This window comes from Asaia bogorensis (assembly GCF_900465345.1).
In the GTDB taxonomy this organism is placed as follows: domain Bacteria; phylum Pseudomonadota; class Alphaproteobacteria; order Acetobacterales; family Acetobacteraceae; genus Asaia; species Asaia bogorensis_A.
This window is the reverse complement of the sequence record NZ_UEGO01000016.1, coordinates 1-18,406: the sequence shown is the minus strand read 5'-3', so window position 1 is coordinate 18,406 and position 18,406 is coordinate 1. Positions and strand designations below refer to the sequence as shown.

Sequence of the window (18,406 nt, the reverse complement as noted above, 5' to 3'; positions counted from 1 at the left end):
CCTATTGGGGGCGGCAAGGCATCATGACAGAAATACACTCTTCTTCTGCCCTGCCGCTCCTGAAGCTGCAGGGCATCACCAAAAGTTTTCCCGGAGTGAAAGCGCTCAAGGGCGTTTCACTGGACCTCATGCGTGGTGAGATTCATGCGCTGCTGGGTGAAAATGGCGCTGGGAAATCGACGATCATCAAGATCATAGGCGGCATCCAGCGCCAGGATGAGGGCGAGATGCTGCTCGATGGCGAAGCCTGCCATTTCACGAGCTATCGCGACGCCATCGCGCGCGGCATCGGCATTGTGTTTCAGGAATTCAGCCTGGTGCCCGATCTCGACGCGATCGATAATATTTTTCTGGGGCGAGAAAGGCGCAATGCGCTCGGGCTGAGCCGCCGTACGGCCATGGCGCGTCAGGCGGCTGGCCTTTTTGAACGCATCGGCGTGCAGATCGACCTGACCGTTCCCGTCGGACGGTTGAGTGTTGCCGAGCAGCAATTCGTGGAGATTGCCAAAGCGCTCTCGCTCGATGTGCGCATCCTTATTCTGGACGAGCCGACAGCCCCGCTGACCCCCAACGAGGCAGCACTGCTTTTTCGCGTCATGCGGCAGCTGCGCGATGAGGGCATCGGGATTATTTTCGTTTCGCATCATCTTGAGGAGATCTTCGAGATCTGCGATCGCATTACCATTCTACGGGATGGGGCGAATGTCGGCCTGACCCCAGTCGCGTCCTGCACCATGGATTATCTGGTCGAGATGATGGTGGGGCGGCGTATCGAGAACAGCTTTCCGCCCAAGGCCAATACGGCCGAGCGCAGCGTATTGCTGACAGCGCGCCATCTGCGCAGCCGAGGCGATGCAGCCATGAGCGATTTCGACCTTCACACAGGCGAAATTCTTGGTTTTGCCGGGCTGGTGGGCTCGGGCCGTACAGAGACCGCTCTTGCCCTGATCGGAGCGCTGCCCTGTCCGGGCAAGAGCGTGACCATGCATGGGCGTGGCGTCACCCTGTCCGATCCGGCGGCGGCGCTCAAAGCCGGGATCGGGCTTCTGCCTGAAAACCGCAAGACGGAAGGCCTGATTCTGCCATTCAGTATACGCGACAATATCTCGATCAATAATCTTCCACAGTATACGCGGCGTACAGGACTGATCGACCGGCGCAAGGAGCATGAGAAAACCGCCTCTCTCATGCGCGCCCTGCAGGTTAAGGCCCCGGATGCCGAGACGGCAACCGTCACGCTCAGCGGCGGCAACCAGCAAAAAGTGGTCATCGCGCGCTGGCTCAATCGTCGCTGCCCGATCCTGATCTTCGATGAACCGACGCGCGGAATCGATGTCGGGGCCAAAGCGGAAATCTATCGTCTGATGCGGGACCTGACCGGGGAGGGCTTTGCGATCATCATGATCTCATCAGAACTCCCCGAAATCGTCGGGATGTGCGACCGCGTCGCTGTTTTTTATCGTGGCGCCATCTCGACCATTCTCGAAGGAGACGCGCTGAATGCCGAGGAGATCATGCGTCATGCCACATCAAGCGGTACAAAATCCGTCGGACAGGGATATGCCTCTCATCAGTCCGCCGGGTCGGGAGCGTCGCTCCATGCGTGACTCCCTTGTGGCGCTATCACGGCGCTCGACCGCGTTTTTGCCTGCCATGGGGCTCATCGTGGTCGTCATCGGCATGATGTTTCTCAACAGCCGCTTCCTGTCGCTGGGCAATCTGGAGAATATCGGCCGTCAGGTCTCGATCAACGCCATCATTTCGGTTGGTATGACTTTTGCGATCCTGACAGGTGGGATCGATCTGTCTGTCGGTGCCACTATGGCTCTCACAGGTACGCTCACCGCAGGGCTACTTGCCAGCGGGGTATCAGGCGTCGTGGCCATCCTCGCGGGGATTGGAGCAGGCATGGTGTTCGGGCTCGGCAACGGGCTGTGCATTGCCGGTCTGCGTATGCCCCCCATCATTGTCACGCTCGCCTCAATGAGCATCGCGCGCGGGCTGGGGCTGATTTACACCAATGGCTATCCGGTTACCGGTCTGCCCGATTGGTTCGGCTTTCTGGGGCGTGGCACCATTCTAGGGGTGCAGACCCCTATTGTGATCATGGCGCTGACATTTGTGGTGGCCTATGTGTTGCTCGAGAAAATGCCGGTTGGGCGCTATATCTTCGCCATCGGCGGCAATGAGGACGCCGTGCGTCTCTCTGGTATCGATGCGCGTCGCTACAAGGTCATCGTGTATCTCATAAGCGGTGTGACAGCAGCGATTGCGGGGATCCTGCTCAGCTCGCGCCTCATGAGCGGCCAGCCCAATGCCGGTATGGGGTTCGAACTCGATGCCATCGCTGCCGTTGTGCTGGGCGGGACGGCGATTTCTGGCGGGCGCGGCTCGATCATTGGCACGCTGATCGGTGCGCTTCTTCTGGGCGTGCTCAATAATGGCCTCAATCTCATGAATATCTCGCCCTATGTGCAGAATGTCATCAAGGGCGCGATTATCCTTCTGGCTATCTTCATCAGCCGCCAGACCCGTCCTGCTGTACGTTGAGCGTTGGCAACTGCTTCCGCCAGCTTTCCCTATTCCCATTTGAGAAAAGGGTCCGGTAAATCGGCGTAACGACCGGGGTCGAAAGCGCCGGTATCGGGCGGTGTGATCAGGCACGCGTCAAGCGCCTGACGCAAGGCGGCCTCGTTCAGGTTGGCACCGATAAAAACGAGCTCCTGCCTGCGGTCGCCATAGCAATGGTCCCATAGCGCATCGAGTGTTTGCCGCCATTCAGCATCATTCGGCCAGTCTGCTGCAGGGATACTCACCCACCAGCGCCCGGCGGCCTGGTTGCGCGCCAGCGAGCCGGCAATGCTCAGCTCGCCCACCCAGTCGGGGCGGGTTGCCAGCCAGAAATACCCTTTGGCGCGCACAAGCCCCGGCCATGAGCGGGCGATCAGTGAAGCGAAGGCTTCCGGCTCGAAGGGTTGTCGGGCGCGATAGACGAAGCTGGTCACGCCATAGGCGTCGGTCTCCGGCGCATGCATGTGCGGGTGATAGAGTTCCTGAAACCAGCGGGCATGGCGATGGGCCCGCTCGAAATCGAAAAGGCCGGTATCAAGCACCTTCCGCGAGGCAAGACGGCTCTCCGAGGTTTCGATCATCCGGGCCTCGCTATTGAGGGCGTTGATGATGGAGCGTGCGACCCGGCGCTGCGCCTCGCTTGCCGTATCGATCTTGTTGAGCACGATGACATCGGCAAATTCGATCTGCTCCGTCAGGAGATCGACAAGGCTGCGGTGGTCATCCTCGCCAGCGCTCTCACCCCGCTCATGCAGGAAATCGGTGGAGGAGAAGTCATTGAGCAGATTGACCGCATCGACCACCGTCACCATCGTATCGAGCCGCGCCACGTCGCTCAGACTATGCCCTGCCTCGTCACGAAACTCGAATGTGGCGGCAATGGGCATAGGCTCTGCAATACCTGTTGACTCAATCAGCAGGTAGTCAAAGCGATCAAGGGCGGCAATGCGGCTGATCTCCGTCAGAAGGTCGTCGCGCAGGGTGCAGCAGATGCATCCATTGGTCATCTCAACGAGATTTTCCTTTGCACGCGTCAGATCGCTATGGCCAGCGCGAATGAGTGCGGAATCGATATTCACCTCACTCATGTCATTGACGATCACCGCTATCCGCAAGCCTTCGCGGTTATGCAACAGATGGTTCATCAGCGTGGTTTTTCCTGCGCCGAGATACCCTGAGAGGATGGTCACCGGCAGGCGCGTGTCACGGTCTCCCTTATTGGTCGCGAGGGTTTCGGCACTCTCGCCGAACAGATGAGCGGGGGAAAGGCTGGATGAATCGGACATGAGGCGCTCGGGCAAGGGAACGGGGAAGGATTGAAATCTTTGCTAGAACTGTTATGTTATAACATAACTTATTCTGAGGGCCACCCATGATTGATTCTTGCCCGACGCGACGTATCCTCGCCTTCCGTAAAAGCCCGCTGGCGGTCACACTCCCTTCCGGCGACCTGACGACGCTGCCACTGGGCTTGCACGCAGAGGTGCGCGATGCGGCCTATCGCTACCTTGCGACCCGTCCCGCCGTGATTGTGCTGCGCGGTACGCGTGATGAACTGGGGGTGAAGCTGGCCGATGCCATGCAGGGCACGTTCGACGCCTTGCGCGAGGATATCATGTCGCTTGTGTCGCTCTACGCGGATATGACGGGGCACTCTGTCATGCGAGTCAGGCTTGAGCGGATCGTGACGGATAGCTGCCGAAAATTCCATGTCGATCACCTCGCCTTGCGGCTGTTGCGCAGCTATGTCGGGCCGGGCGTGCAATGGACACGCGATGACGGCGCCCATATCGAGGATACCCCACCAGGGGCGGTTGTCCTTCTGGCAGGGACGGCCCATCCCGACTGGTCCGATCAATGCACGGTGCGACATCGGTCTCCACCGATGACAGCGGCACAGCTTCAGGTCGGGGGGAGGCTGCTGCTGACGATTGACGAGACCGTGCTGGGGCATGAAGGTCTGATTGATGCCTGCTGCGAAGAGGACCATGACATAGCTGATCGCGGCCTGACCCCGCAGGACGGGTACGCGCCGGACGACGATGCGGGGTTGCATGTTCGCCATTGAGAGCTGGCCCGACGGGCAGGATATGCTGCACGGGATGGCTTCCCTGTCAGGCCAGGTTCCCCATGTCCGCGCCGGTAATCTGGAGGACACACTGGCAAGCCTGACCCGTCAGGATCTCGATATGGTCATCTGGACGCGCCGACCTCCACAGAGCTGGGTGGAGGCCATGAGAGAGGCCTTGCCGCCTCTGGAGCCGCTCTCGCTCTCAGGAACGGTCGAACAGGTGATGCAGGCGGCTCAGGCTCTTGTTTCGGATGAAGGATATCCGGAATTCCTGGCAGAGGACCTTGCCCATTGCGCCTCGCTTGCCGCGGCTCTCTCAGGATCGAACCGGATCAGTCTGGTTCTCACCACGGGCGTGGCCGGGGGGCAGCCTGAGCCGGGAGGGCGTCTGTCGCTGTTCTGCGCCTATGGTCATGATGAAGCCGGCTGGAATTCGGGCGAGCCTTTCACAGGTCCGCGCCTCACCCGGTTCGCGCCGTTCAGTTTGGCTTTCATGCCAGTCCGGGATGAAAGCCGGGTGAGGATCGATCTGGACAAGGCCTCGCTCGGCGTCGTGCTGTTCCTGCGTGCCGACTGAGGGCCCAGCGTCAGGGGGTGATCAAAGCGAGATCTTTCCCTGACGATGCAGTGTCTGGATGCGGTCGGCGGTGCGCAAGGCAATGGCGGTAATGGTCAATGAGGGATTGACGCCCCCTGTGGTCGGGAAAATCGACCCGTCGCAGATCCACAGATTGGGGACGTCCCAGCTGCGACAATCGGCATCGACCACCGATGTTTCTGCCGTAAACCCCATCCGCGCCGTTCCCGCCAGATGGTTGGTATCGTTTTCCTGACGCCAGATATCTTGCGCGCCAATGAGTTCGAGTGAGCGCTGCATTTCGCCCAGAGCATGCTGGATCATGACCTTGTCGTTATCCTGCCAGCCATAGGTGATACGTGTGATGGGCAGGCCGTACTGGTCTTTCTCATCAGCCAGCGTCACGCGGTTATTCATGCTGGGAAGCATTTCCCCTACCATCTTGAGGCCGACCTGATGGTTGTAATCCATCATTTTCTGGCGCAGCGCCTCGCCCCACAGCCCGCGCGAGGATGAAACGGCAGAGGACCATTCCAGCGGGAGGGGACCCTGGGCCATCCAGCAATACCCGCCAAAGAAATCCTTCTTGTCCTCATAGTTCCAGTGCTCGGTGATGGTGAGAGAGGGCGGACCCTTGTTCCAGCGCACCGTCTCTTTCATCTTGCCATAAACAGCCTGATTGGACTGCACCATGAGGTTGCGCCCCAAATAACCCGATCGATTGCCGAGCCCTTGCGGAAAGCGGTCTGTGGCCGAGTTGAGCAATAGCCGCGGCGTCTCGATGGCATAACCGGCAACGATGACCTGTTTCGCCTTCTGGAAATGCCACGTCCCTTCGCGATGATAATGCACACCGGTCGCGACACCCTGCGCATTGGTCTCTATGCGTCCCACCATGGCAAGATCACGTATCTCGGCACCGGCCTTCAGGGCACGGGGGATATAGGTCACAAGCTGGCTCTGCTTGGCGTTGGTCGAGCACCCGACACGACAGAAGCCACGATAAACGCAAGAGGGGGAGTCGCCGCGCGGTGCCGAGACCGTGGCGAGAGGCGTTTCAGACCATTGATAGCCCATTGCCTCGGCACCACGCGCCAGCCACTCCGCCGCGCCGCCAAATTCATGTGCACGATAGGGATAGCGTGGCCGTTTTGGCCCCCAGGGGTAGGAAATCGGCCCGGCAATGGCGAGGTCGCGTTCGGCCTTGTCGTAATACGACCACATCTCGCGCCAATCGAGCGGCCAGTCGACCGCATAACCCATCTTGGTGCGCGACTGGAACCATTCGGGCCTGAATCGTAATGAAACCATAGCGAAATGGACCGTCGAGCCGCCAACAGCCTTGCCGCTGTTATTGCTGCCCATCTTGATCGGATTTGCCCCATCGATCAGACGCTCATCGGTCCAGTAAAGCTGGCTCTGACTGGTCTCGTCAGAAGCAAAATCCTCAAGCGGCCTGAAATACGCACCTGCATCGAACCCGATGACCGAGTAACCCATCTCAGCCAGACGGGCGATCAGGGGACCGCCACCCGCCCCAGTGCCAATCACCACGAAATCCACCGGCTCATTCTGCGCATATTCGCGCATGGGCACCCATTCGCCCTTGCGAAAGACATCGGGTGCGCGGCCATCGATGGCGCGTGGTGTGAGCAAGGGATTATCGGACATGGCGGTTTTCCTTGCGCACTTTCTCTACCGTTTTGGGCGTGGCTTCGATCGCCTCCCAAGGGTCGCGGCGGTCATTCTGCATACGGACGTAGCCCCGTGGGCTTGCTGGACCCCCAAACCCGATTTCGCTCCAGGCGGTGGGATGGGCGTAATAGGCGGAAAGGATATCGGTCAGCACATGCCCATTGAAGAAAAGCTGCATCTGCTCAGCGCTCCATCCGGCATGGCCCAGACGACCGGCCCCGGCCTCGCGCATCAGGTTTTCCTGATCGGCGGCGGATAGACGGTGGAATGAGGCGTCGTGGCGTGCGCGGGCTTCGGCTTCGAATACCGCCAGGCCGCTCTTCCATGTTTCGCGCTGGGGGGGCAGGGCTGCATCGCGAAAACCGGGGCGCTCATCCTTCAGCAGCTTCTGGTCAACATAGGCAGCAAGCGGAACGGGCGGGCGATCATTCGGCTGGGGCATAACCCTGTCGCAAAGGGCGCAAAGCGTCAGCCATTCCGCCTGCTCCAGAAAGCGCGCCTCACGTGGTACAGCGAGGCGCTCGTCAATCACGCGGCGCGTTGCATCGTTCCATGAAGGACCGAGGCGCTTATTGAGCACATCATAACCCGGATAGCGCTCAGACATCGCGGTCATCCTCCATCAGATCGAGCGCCGCCAGCCCGGCAAGGGCCAGTCCGGTGAAGGCGGGCGGGGCCGGGATAGGGGGGCCATTGAGTAGGTTCTGCTGGATGTTGCGCCAGCCATCCATGTCACGCCCGACGCCGATCGCATGGAAGACGGTGCCGGACACACCCATGATGGCGGTAGCGCGCAGCCACCAGCGTGTCAGGCGGCGGTCCGTCCGGGCATCGCCCAACGCGGCATGCGTGATGGCCACGGCAGCGGCAGGCGGCATGGCAACAGGCAGGACCATGAACGGATCATGGAAACTGCCGCGGAAGTGGAGCAACCCGGCCTCACCGGTCGTGCCGACCATGCCAGCGCCGGTAACCGCGCCGATGACGCGCCCCGCGGGCAGGCCGAACAGTTTCGGCACGTCGCCCGGTTTTGTCTCGCGCACTCGTTCAGAAAAAAAACCGAGAAGGCCAGAGAGCCCTATGGCCATGGGCGCACCGAGCGGTGCCCCGTAAAAAAGGTTTTGCCAGATGAATCGTCCCGGCTTCTGGACGACATTCCAGATGTGAAACCCGGTGCCTACCAACCCCACGAGCCCTGTCAGGGCATAAACCCCGTCACGGACCAGATGCGAATGAGCGCGTCTATCCGCCGTGCCATGCGCCGAGACGGCGAGGGCGAGGGCCGAGGTAACAAGGGGGGTGTACATCGCCTTGTTCGCAAAATCGCCCCGGTAGTGCTCGACGGCACTGTCGAAAAGAACCGAAGCGGCCAGTGTGCCGGCGGAACGGTTGAGGCGTCTCGCAGCGAGATTGGCGCGATCCGCCGAGGGAGGCGGCTCGGCCGCAAGGGCGGGAAGGGCGGATTTTCGTTTCATGCGCCCGCCCCGCGTTGCGGCAGCGAAGGCCGCCGCTGTGAGCGCGCCGGTCAGGCCGAGGGCCCAGCCAACCGCGCCACGCGGGCCACTATAACGCGGCATTCAGGATTTCTTCGAAGGCAGGAACGTGGCCAGCATTTCCTTCGCTGACCCGCGGATCACATCGAGCAGTTCCGGTTCGGTCGGCAGGGAAGAGAGGAAAGCCTTGGCCTGTTGCAGGGTGATGTGCGGTGGCAGGGGCGGCACGTCGGGATCGGTGCGAGCTTCGAGGATAACAGGTCGATCCGCGTTCAGGGCCTCTTCCCATGCACCGGCAATTTGATCGGGGTGATCGACCAGAATACCCTTGAGGTCGAGCAATTCGGCGTATTTGTGATACGGGAAATCGGGAATGGATTGCGTGGCGGTCGTCTTGCCCTCGCCAAGCTGGACGCGTTCTTCCCATGTCACCTGATTGAGGTCCTGGTTGTTAAGCACGAGAACGATCAGTTTAGGATTTTCCCATTGCTTCCAGTATTTGGAGATCGTGATCATCACGTTCAGGCCATTCATCTGCATCGCCCCGTCGCCCATGCAAGCAATGACGGTCCGTTCAGGAAAGGCCATTTTCGCGGCGACCGCATAAGGTGTGCCAGCCCCAAGCGAGGCAAGGCCGCCCGAGAGCGAGGCCTTCATGCCACGACGGATTTTCAGATCCCGCGCAAACCAGTTGGCGACCGAGCCTGAATCGGCGGTGATGATCGCGTTTTCAGGCAAACGGGGTGACAATTCCCAGAACACGCGCTGCGGGTTGATCGGGTTGGCGTCCGTCATGGCGCGGGCTTCGAGAACCTTCCACCACGTTTCGACCTCCTTCTCGATTTTTTCGCGCCAGCTCCGGTCGGTCTTGCGCTGCAAAAGCGGGATCAGGGCGCGCAGTGTAGCGGCGCTGTCGCCTTGCAGGCAGACTTCCATCGGGTAGCGCAAAGAGAGGTTGGAGCCGTTGATGTCGATCTGCACGCCGCGTGCCTGACCCGGATTGGGCAGGAACTCGCTATAGGGATAGGCCGATCCCACCATCAGGAAGGTGTCACATTCCTTCATCAGGTCCCAGGAGGGTTTGGTGCCGAGCAGGCCAAGTGAGCCGGTGACATATGGCAGTTCGTCTGGCACGGCGGCCTTGCCCAGAAGCGCCTTGGCAATGCCGGCGCCAAGCAGGTCAGCAATTGCAATCAGCTCATCCGTGGCTTCCAGTGCGCCTGCGCCAGCCAGAATGGCGACTTTTTTGCCGGAATTCAGAATTTCTGCGGCGGCTTGCAGGCCATGCATTTCCGGAACGGGGCTGATGACCGTCTCGCCAATGCCGGTATGAGTAAAGCCATGTGCGACAGGGGCTTCCTTGTAGGGCAGCTCCTGCAGGTCGTTGGGGACGATCACGATGGTGGGGGCACGTTTGTCGCGGGCAATACGCACGGCGCGATCAATGGCGTGCCTCATCTGCGAAGGTTCGGTAACGGTGACGATATATTCCGAGCCGACATCCTTGCAGAGCGATTGCAGATCGACTTCCTGCTGGTAATTCGACCCGATACAGGTGCGTGCCTGCTGGCCCATGATGGCGACGACGCCCACATGATCGAGCTTCGCGTCATAAAGTCCGTTGAGCAGGTGAATGGCCCCCGGCCCCGAGGTGGCGAAGCAGAGCCCGACCTGACCCGTGAACTTGGCGTGGGCGGATGCCATGAACGCGGCCATTTCCTCATGACGCACCTGAACATATTCCACACGCCCGGCATCGATTTCGCGCTGAAGCGCCACGTCGATACCGCCTGCACCATCACCCGGATATCCATAGGCCCTTTTCAGCCCCCATTCCTGAAGGCGTTTCCACATGAATTCGCTGACATTCATGGACATGGCTCTGATGCTCCGGCGATTGGCTGTGTGCCGAAGCAACGTCGCGTCAAGCAGGAATGTTCATTTTCATACTTTGTAAAATTATTTTATATTCATGAACCGGAATGATCAGAATTCGCTGTTTCCTGCGTTATCCAATGCTGAAAACGGGTTGGACCGGGATGGCGCTCATAATGTCACTTTAACGTGATAAGGACGCTTAAGGCCCACGAGCCTCCGGCCCCGTTTCTGTTCCATTGCCAGCGTATCAGCGCGAACCCTCGGGAGATCTCTTCATGTCCATCACGGCCAAACGGCGTTTGAAAGATATCTATCAGCTCACCGATTTCGAAAAGGCCGTCAAACGCTATCTGCCCAAGGCTGTGTATGAGTATGTGCGCAATGGCGCCGGGTCGGAAATAACCCTCCGCCGCAACCGGGCCGTCTTCCAGCGCTATCTGTGGCGGCCCTATCGGCTGCGCGATGTGTCCAGTCTCAACACCAAGATTACCCTTCTGGGCGAGACCTATGACCAGCCTTTCGGGTTCGCCCCGACGGGTGGTGCCGCCATGACCCGTTATGACGCAGACCGTATCGAGGCATCGACCGCGCGCCGCCATAACCTTTTCTATGCGCTTTCGGCCAATTCGCTCACACCTCTCGAAGAGATCATACGCATCAATCCCAGGGCCTGGTTTGCGGCCTATCTGCCCAGCGATATGGGCATCATCGATGGCATGATCGATCGTGTGCAGGAGGCGGGCTATCCTGTTCTTCTCATCACTTGTGACGTGCCTGTGCCCGCGCAACGTATTGCCGAGACACGGGCAGGCTATTCCATGCCAATCCGGCCCAATCTGCGCGCTACGCTCGGTGGCATGGCGCATCCTGGTTGGACCTTCGGCACGCTGGGCCGCACGATCCTGCGTGATCGCAACCCGAAGATCGTGAACATCCGTCCCCAGGGTGGGCCGGGCCTCTTCTCCAATGAGATTGCCGCTGTTGGCGGGTCGCCTCACTTCACCTGGGACCATATCCGCCACATCCGGTCGCGATGGAAAGGCAAGCTCGTGCTCAAGGGGCTGTTGCGTCCGGAGGATATTGCTGAAGCGGCCCGGATCGGGGCCGATGCGGTTGGCATTTCCGATCATGGTGCCCGTCTGCTCGACTCTACCATCGCCCCGCTTGAGGCTCTTGGCGACATCAGGCAGGCAGCGGGCGATATGGCCGTGATTGTCGATAGCGGCTTTCGTTGTGGCGGTGATGTGCTCAAGGCCCTTACGCTTGGCGCCGATGCGGTCATGCTGGGGCGTCCGTTCCTTCAGGCCTGTGCGCTGGCGGGCAGTGCCGGGCTCGACAAGGCCATTTCCATTCTCAGCACCGAAATCAGCCGGGATCTGGCCCTGCTGGGTGTCACGGGTCTGGAGTCACTCAAGGAGGATTTGCTCAAGGATCTGGGCGATGTCCGTTTCGCCGAACAGGCGACGGAAAAAACCTGACCGATTGGGCAGAGGGGGTATCGGAACGCGGGGCAGCTTGTGTCATGATCGCGCCCACCTCCCACCCCTGGCGTGAAAGACTGGGCTATGAATGCGACCGAACGCGGCATACGTGAGCAGTTCTCCTTCTGGCGGGCGCTGTCGTCTCCCGGTTCTTCGCCCGAGCCCGGTTTTACCCATGTGGTGATTGGCTGTGGCACTTCGGTGCATATCGCCGATAGCATTGCCTGCGCGCTGAACGAGGCCGGATTTGCCGCGCGTGCGGTGCCGGGCAATGAGTGGACGCGTCGTGCCTCATCCTATGTACCGGCCGGGACACCCACCCGTATGCTGGCGCTGTCGCGCAGTGGTGAGTCAACCGAGACCGTGGCAGCCGCCGCAGCAGGCCTCAGGGCAGGGCTTGATGTCTTGGGCGTTACCTGTGCGCCCGGCAGCGCCCTGACGCGCGTTTCGAGCGAATCCTTCGAGGCTGAGACCCACCCCGAAGAAGGGATCGTGATGACTGCCTCGGCCAGTCTGATGCTGATGACGGGCCTGCGCTATGCCGGGCTGTCCATTACGCCTGATACGATCGTCGCTGCCGAGGCTCTGCTAGAGGCTTCCGACCCGCATCTTGTCTCATTGATTCAGGGCCGCTCGCATTTCGTGTTTCTTGGCGGCGGCGCCTATTACGGCGTGGCCCGCGAGGGGGCGCTGAAGATGCAGGAAATGAGCCTTAGCCAGAGCGAGGCGCATCATCCGCTTGAATATCGTCATGGCCCGACCAGCCTGATCGATGAACATTCCTTTGTGGTCATGCTCTATCATCCTGATACCCGCGAAGAGGAAGAGCAGGTAGCGCGTGAGGTGATAGAGAAGGGAGCGGTCGTGCTTGGCCTTGGCGGTCTAGGTACGGTTTCCCTTTCCGTAGGCGGCGATCAGGGCGCGGGGCCGCTGGTATGTCTGCCAGTGCTGCAACTTCTGGGCGAGTACGTGGCGCGCGCCAACGGGCTCGACACGCTGGCACCGCGTCATCTGACCAAGGTCGTTACATTCGACGCCTGATCGGTCGATCCCAAGCAGGGTGCTCTTGGCCCGTATTGCATCCGATGGGGCAGCCATCCGGCCAAGGAGGGGGCTGCCGCAGGCGTGTCTGACACCGATGGCACGAGCCTATGGCAACCCGGACGGTCGCCAGACGCTGGGAGCGAGGAAAAATCATATTCCTCGCCCAGACCTGCCGGAGCCGATCGATGCGCGCACCCATCGCCTACCACCCCGACATCGAGAAAGGCTCGACAGATGAAGGGGCCACTCACGAGCAACTGCGTCGGACATTCCGGCGCATCATTACGGCGACGCATCGTGATATCGGCACGGCTTCGCGCGGGGTTCATGCCAAGAGCCATGCCCTGCTTGAAGGGACATTGCATGTGGCGGCCAATCTTCCGCCGGAGCTTGCGCAAGGGCTTTTTGCGATACCCGGTGCCTATCGCCTGACGGCACGGCTTTCAGCCATACCGGGCGATCCGCTGCGCGATGCCGTTTCAGGTCCACGTGGCTTTGCCCTGAAAATTCATGACGTGCCCGGTCCGCTGCTGGAAGACAACAAGGGGGTGGCGGTACAGGACTTCCTGTTTGCCAACGGTGCCGTTTTCGGGGCACCCGATGCCAGGGGATTTCTTAAGAATCTGCGCGTGCTGGCGCTGACAACCGATCGGGCAGAGGGCGCCAAAGCGTGGCTTTCGCGCACGCTGCGCCTGATGCAGAGACTATTGACGCGCTTCGCCAGGCCCAGTGCCACGCTTGCTGCGCTGGGTGGATTCACACCCACTCATCCGCTGGGCAACCGGTTTTACTCGCAGGTGCCGGTGCGTTTTGGTGATTATGTCGCGAAGCTCGATCTCGTGCCTGAGTCAGAGAGCTTTCGTCGGCTGACGGGCCGTTTGATCGATATCGATCATGATCCGGTTGCGATACGTCGGGCAATCAGGCGCGTCATGGCGCAGGAAGGTGGGCGCTTCAGCCTGCGTGCGCAGCTTTGCCGCGATGAACAGCGGCAACCTGTCGAGAATGCCGCAACAGAGTGGAGCGAGGCTCTCAGCCCTTTCCACACTGTGGCAACGCTCGAATTTCCGCCGCAGGATAGCTGGAACGAGGCGCGATCATACCAGATTGATGAATGTCTCTCGTTTTCACCTTGGCACGGGCTCGAGGCGCACAGACCGCTTGGCAATATCATGCGCGCCCGACGGGCGGCTTATCCTTTCTCTGCGGGATTGCGGTCCAGGCTAAACGGATGCCCGATGAAGTTATTGCCGTGAAGGACGGTTGATCGTGCGTGTGTAATCGAAGCGTTCACCATGCGAGCCTTTATCCAGGCGATAGTGGGGATCGTCTGGTATAAGTGCTTCGGTTATTGTTCTACTGATTTTTACGACAAAACATTTCTTTCGTTTGATTGCAAAAAGTTCACTTTGTCATAAAACAGTCATTCAACTGACTTATTGGGTCGTTTATAGCATCGCGCATACGGTCCAGAGGCAAAGTCAGTCAGATTCATGCGCGCGCGTTCCCTCACTTCCCTGCTGCTTCTATGCGGCGTTGTCATGCCGGAAACCGGTTTCGCCGCGGGGCAATCAGATGACATCGCCGCTCTGCGCCGTGAGATGCTTGAAATGCGGGCGCAGATGCAGGGGCAGATCAGCGATCTGCGTCGCGAACTGGCGAAGGAACGCACGCTGCGCCGTCAGTCGGAACTTGCGCAAAACAAGGCGGTGTCTAACCGTCATAGTCGTGTCACCGGCGTTGTTGGCACAGCCAGCTCTCATGATGTCGCTGATGCGCGACCGGGTTTGCATGTGACATCCGATGGGCCGCAGCATACCAAGCTTCACAAAAACGCACCTGGTGTTCTCACGGCATCAGCCGGGGTGGGCGGCGCTGTCGCGCAAACTGCTCGCACGGTTCAAACCTCGGCGTCTCCTTCTAGACCGGGGAGCGGGACCATATCGCCGGGCACTGCATCGCCCGGCCCTGCGAACAATTCTGGAGGGGAAGGCATTCAGCTGGCCGCGGCCCGGTCACATGGGGAGGGCAAGCCCTCTGACCCACAGGTAGCTTATGATACCCATCTGATCCCGCCGCCCGATCATGGTCTGAACATGTCACTGGCCGATTTCCGCCGGGCCACGAAATCTGCTGAAACGGTCGATATCGGCGGAATACGGATCGGCTTTCCTGCCGGGCGTCCGACCATCGCATCCAGTGACGGGCTCTATGCCTTTTCGGTGGGGCTGGTCATGCATCTGGATATTGGCGGTTTTCCGTCAACGGGCGGTACGGCTCAGGGGCAGACCGGTCGTTTCCCCAAGATGAACGAAAATGCCCGTCGCCTGCGTCTGCCGCTGACATGGCGTTATGGCAATCTTCTGGCCAACCTTACGCCAGAATGGGGGCGCACGGTCGACGGAACGGCTGGGCTCTATGAAGCCAATATGGTCTATAGTGGCATCCACAATTCGCAGTTCACCTTTGGCTATTATCAGCCGCGCGTGACGATGCAGGATTCAGAATCGTCCAACGGCTTCATTCTGATGGAGCGTGCCTCGATTTCGGAAGTAGTGCGTCTGATTGCTGCGGGCGATACCCGTATGAGCCTTGGTGGGCGCACGCATGAAAAGCGCTGGTATCTCGGCGCTTATCTGACGGGTCAGACTTATGGTGATCGCACCAATGACCCCACGGTGTCCGACAGCCAGATGGGTGGTTTGCTGCGTGTGGCAGGTCGCCCGGTGGCAACACCCAATGTCGATCTTCACCTTGGTATGTCCTCCACCATGTCTTTCAAGCGCAACCAGACATCGCAGGGACGTGTCCTCTCGCTCAGCGATCGTCCTGAGACACGCCTGACCAATGAGCGTCTCGTTTCTACCGGGACCATCGCCGATATCGGCAAGGTCTGGGCGATTGGTCCGGAAATCGCCCTGCGCTACAAGGCCGCGCTCATTCAGGCGGAATATTATCATATCGGTGTCGACCGTACCGCAGCTGCAAGGGTCAAGGGTCCTGCGCCCAATCTCGGCTTTGACGGCTATTACGTGGCAGGCAGCTACACCCTGTTCGGACAGCCGCGACGCTACAGCCCCAAGGATGCCGCGTTTTCATCACCCGCCCCGAAAGAGGATTTCGATATCTGGAACAACAAATGGGGCGCGCTCGAACTGGTCGGACGCTGGAGTGTGCTTGATTTCAACAGCAATCTGCGCGGCGATGCGCCAGCCTCGGTGACGGGTGGGGTGCGCGGTGGCACACAGACCGTCTGGTCGGGCGGGCTGAACTGGTACATCAACCGCCATTATCGCATCCAGCTGCAATACAGCCATATTGATGCCACGAGCTCCCAGACGGTCGGTACGGTCAATAACAAGGGTCGTTCGATCAACGCTGTGGGAAGTCGTATCCAGGCGGCTTTCTAGGTTTCGTCCCGCGATCGGGAGGGGGGGCGAATCCCGTCGAAATGGAGGCAGAATTCCAAGGCCGGCTAATCATCATTGCTACCGCCGATGACCTAATGCGTGAATTCGGCGTCTTTGGATCAGGGGTCATTGCCGTTGGTAAAAGCAGAACCGGCAATCCTCGGTCTGAGACCGCGGGGGACCAGAAAAGGCCAGGTCATCAATCCGGAATTCCAGTGTCCCCGCCAGGCTGTTCCGATATGATCCTTGGCGGGTCAGCGTCATTATCCTGAAGCAGTGTAGCCTGACGCAGTGATGAGCCGCCATGCCCATCGGTAACGATGACTGTCGCCACCAGACTGGTGGCACGGCGTTGCGCGCTGCCTGAGGCCGCAAGCGCCGTAAGATTTGCGCGGGCGAGCGCGCGTCGCACAACCGGGTCAGATACCGGGGCATGAAGTTCCTCCGGCTGAACGATTGAGAAATGCGGTTTGACACGAGATAAAAGCGCAAATGTCATGCCAGGCACGAGGACCAGCTCGCTTACCGACTGAAACGGTGCATGCGGCGGCAGATAGCGTAATCCCAGGGCAAGATAGCGCTGTCGCTCATTCGGGTCCGGCGCCTGGGCCTGCCTACGCCATGAAACCATCTCCCGGGCGATCATTGCCGCCTGATCGGGCGTTGCACCGCATTCCACGAGTAGCGCAGCAAGAAGTGGCAGGGGGGCAGTATTGGGATTGATCGTGGCGGCCTGACTTGTGAGGCTTATACTGAGCTTCAGACCATCAATCCAGCTGACATGCGACGTGCCATCGAGTGGCCAGCGTGTGGCGACTGGCCCGCTTTCGTGAAAGACTGCGCTGGCGATACCGCCTTCAGCGAGGGTCTCCATACGGGCCGTGTCGCGCAGCAGCCGTGTTTCACGCAAGGCCGAGCCTGCGCTGGCGATGGTCATGGCCGTCAGCAGTGAGAGCCCCGCCAATGCCCAGAGCACGATCACCAGCGCAAAACCGCGATCCTGTCTTTCCGTTGCTGACTGCCTTGTGTTCACCGATCCAGACCGAGTTTCTCGCGCAGGCGTTTTTGCGGGTCGGCGCTGCCGGTCGTGTGCATCGACTTCATCTCGTCTGGCACATCGGCAGCATTGGGGTGGGTATCGCGCAGATCTTCCATTAGGTTCACGGCATCGCGCTGGTCATGGATCACATGGGGTGTGATCAGGATCAGCAATTCGGTACGTTGACGACTATTATTCTGGCTTCCCGCCAGAAAGCCCAGAACCGGGATGTTCTTGAGCCAGGGGATACCGCTATTGGCGCGGGATGAGTTCTCGGTAATGAGCCCGGCAAGCCCCACTGTCTGCCCGTCCTGCACGACCACACGCGAATTGACCGAACGATCATTGAAAGTGGGATTGGCCGCGCTGCTGGTGTTGCTGGCTGCATTGGAACTGACAGAGCTCACCTCCTGTGACACATCCAGCGTGACGAGGCCGCTCTGGCTGACATGGGGGGTTACCTCCATGATCACGCCGGTTGGCTGATAGGTGAACTGGTTATAGACGGAAGTCCCGATTGTGCTGGATTGCGAGCCGATCTGCACGGGTACCAGCTGCCCGACCTGAAGCCGTGCTGCCCGGTTATCCTGTACCATGAGCTGGGGCGAGGATAGCACATGCACCGTGGTCACATTTTGCAGGGCATCGATAGCAAATGGCGCACCGCCACCACTTGCCCCGCCGATGATGAAGCCGGGCAGGGTGTGGCTGAAAGCAGCAGTAGCGAGTGTGCCGGCCGTGATGGTCTGGCTGTTGGTGCTCAGCACGCCATTGATGCCGCCGGATTTGAAGAAGAACTGCGTGCCGTATTGCAGGGCATCATTGAGCTGCACCTCGGCGACAACAGCGTCGATACGCACCTGAAGCGGCATGACGTCGATACGGCGCAGCATCTGCTCGATCGTATCGCTTTCCTGATCCGTGGCATGAACCAGAATGGCGTTATGCTGGGCGTTCGAGAGGATACGCAGTGTGTCGGTATTGTGGTCTCCGCCGCCTGAGCTGTCGAGCCCGCCCAGAAGCGGGTTGTTGAGAGACGCATTGCCGCCAGCCTGACCTGCAGGGGCTGCCGTGTTTTGCCCTGTCTGACCAAAGGTGTTCGTGCCGGTGCCCCCCAGACCTCCGCCCAGACCACCCCCCGTAAGGC

Annotated in this window: 15 protein-coding genes; 8 read left to right on the top strand and 7 right to left on the bottom strand. The window is 60.0% G+C overall.

What is annotated here, in order from left to right; translation table 11 throughout:
* Positions 1-23: 23 nt before the first annotated feature.
* Both ED655_RS08255 and ED655_RS08250 read left to right on the top strand, forming a co-directional pair.
* Positions 24-1,607: a sugar ABC transporter ATP-binding protein gene (locus ED655_RS08255; protein WP_122049765.1), complete on the top strand. Its 1,584-nt coding sequence runs from the start codon at positions 24-26 to the stop codon at positions 1,605-1,607.
* Positions 1,600-2,550 (top strand): ABC transporter permease, encoded by a 951-nt coding sequence (locus ED655_RS08250; protein WP_122049764.1) that lies wholly within the window; start codon positions 1,600-1,602, stop codon positions 2,548-2,550. The genes ED655_RS08255 and ED655_RS08250 overlap by 8 nt, the downstream gene beginning before the upstream one ends.
* Positions 2,551-2,579: 29 nt before the next feature.
* Here the strand turns inward: ED655_RS08250 and ED655_RS08245 are convergent, their stop codons facing one another.
* Positions 2,580-3,857: a GTP-binding protein gene (locus ED655_RS08245; protein ID WP_122049763.1), complete on the bottom strand. Its 1,278-nt coding sequence runs from the start codon at positions 3,855-3,857 to the stop codon at positions 2,580-2,582.
* 86 nt (positions 3,858-3,943) lie between these two features.
* On the opposite strand from ED655_RS08245, the gene ED655_RS08240 reads away from it, so the two are divergent.
* Both ED655_RS08240 and ED655_RS08235 read left to right on the top strand, forming a co-directional pair.
* Positions 3,944-4,639 (top strand): DUF1826 domain-containing protein, encoded by a 696-nt coding sequence (locus ED655_RS08240; RefSeq protein WP_122049762.1) that lies wholly within the window; start codon positions 3,944-3,946, stop codon positions 4,637-4,639.
* On the top strand, positions 4,626-5,219 hold the full coding sequence (locus ED655_RS08235) for a DUF1826 domain-containing protein (protein WP_162993443.1): 594 nt from the start codon (positions 4,626-4,628) through the stop codon (positions 5,217-5,219). The genes ED655_RS08240 and ED655_RS08235 overlap by 14 nt, the downstream gene beginning before the upstream one ends.
* Before the next feature lie 21 nt (positions 5,220-5,240).
* Here ED655_RS08235 and ED655_RS08230 read toward each other — a convergent pair whose 3' ends face one another.
* The 4 genes from ED655_RS08230 to ED655_RS08215 are packed head-to-tail and all read right to left on the bottom strand — an operon-like array spanning position 5,241 to position 10,279.
* Positions 5,241-6,890 (bottom strand): GMC family oxidoreductase, encoded by a 1,650-nt coding sequence (locus ED655_RS08230; protein WP_122049760.1) that lies wholly within the window; start codon positions 6,888-6,890, stop codon positions 5,241-5,243.
* Positions 6,880-7,521 (bottom strand): gluconate 2-dehydrogenase subunit 3 family protein, encoded by a 642-nt coding sequence (locus tag ED655_RS08225; RefSeq protein ID WP_205836010.1) that lies wholly within the window; start codon positions 7,519-7,521, stop codon positions 6,880-6,882. Before ED655_RS08225 ends, ED655_RS08230 begins: the two co-directional genes overlap by 11 nt.
* Positions 7,514-8,491, bottom strand: coding sequence for a hypothetical protein (locus tag ED655_RS08220; RefSeq protein WP_122049758.1), 978 nt, complete (start codon positions 8,489-8,491; stop codon positions 7,514-7,516). Before ED655_RS08220 ends, ED655_RS08225 begins: the two co-directional genes overlap by 8 nt.
* Positions 8,492-10,279, bottom strand: coding sequence for a thiamine pyrophosphate-requiring protein (locus tag ED655_RS08215; protein ID WP_122049844.1), 1,788 nt, complete (start codon positions 10,277-10,279; stop codon positions 8,492-8,494).
* A 281-nt stretch (positions 10,280-10,560) separates the two neighbouring features.
* On the opposite strand from ED655_RS08215, the gene ED655_RS08210 reads away from it, so the two are divergent.
* The 4 genes from ED655_RS08210 (at position 10,561) to ED655_RS08195 (ending at position 16,220) form a co-directional block, all read left to right on the top strand.
* Positions 10,561-11,763, top strand: coding sequence for an alpha-hydroxy acid oxidase (locus ED655_RS08210; RefSeq protein ID WP_023979472.1), 1,203 nt, complete (start codon positions 10,561-10,563; stop codon positions 11,761-11,763).
* 87 nt (positions 11,764-11,850) lie between these two features.
* On the top strand, positions 11,851-12,807 hold the full coding sequence (locus ED655_RS08205) for an SIS domain-containing protein (protein ID WP_122049757.1): 957 nt from the start codon (positions 11,851-11,853) through the stop codon (positions 12,805-12,807).
* Positions 12,808-12,995: 188 nt separating this feature from the next.
* The gene (locus ED655_RS08200) at positions 12,996-14,066 is read left to right on the top strand and encodes a catalase family protein (RefSeq protein ID WP_122049756.1); all 1,071 of its coding nucleotides are present in this window, start codon (positions 12,996-12,998) and stop codon (positions 14,064-14,066) included.
* 237 nt (positions 14,067-14,303) lie between these two features.
* A complete protein-coding gene (locus ED655_RS08195; protein WP_122049755.1) occupies positions 14,304-16,220 on the top strand; it encodes an OprO/OprP family phosphate-selective porin in 1,917 nt (638 codons plus the stop codon).
* Positions 16,221-16,419: 199 nt separating this feature from the next.
* Here ED655_RS08195 and ED655_RS08190 read toward each other — a convergent pair whose 3' ends face one another.
* Both ED655_RS08190 and ED655_RS08185 read right to left on the bottom strand, forming a co-directional pair.
* Positions 16,420-17,253: a type II secretion system minor pseudopilin gene (locus ED655_RS08190; protein ID WP_162993442.1), complete on the bottom strand. Its 834-nt coding sequence runs from the start codon at positions 17,251-17,253 to the stop codon at positions 16,420-16,422.
* Positions 17,250-18,406, bottom strand: a 1,157-nt coding sequence (locus ED655_RS08185) for a type II secretion system protein GspD (protein ID WP_408735663.1), incomplete at its 5' end; no start/stop codon positions are given. The genes ED655_RS08185 and ED655_RS08190, both read right to left, overlap by 4 nt.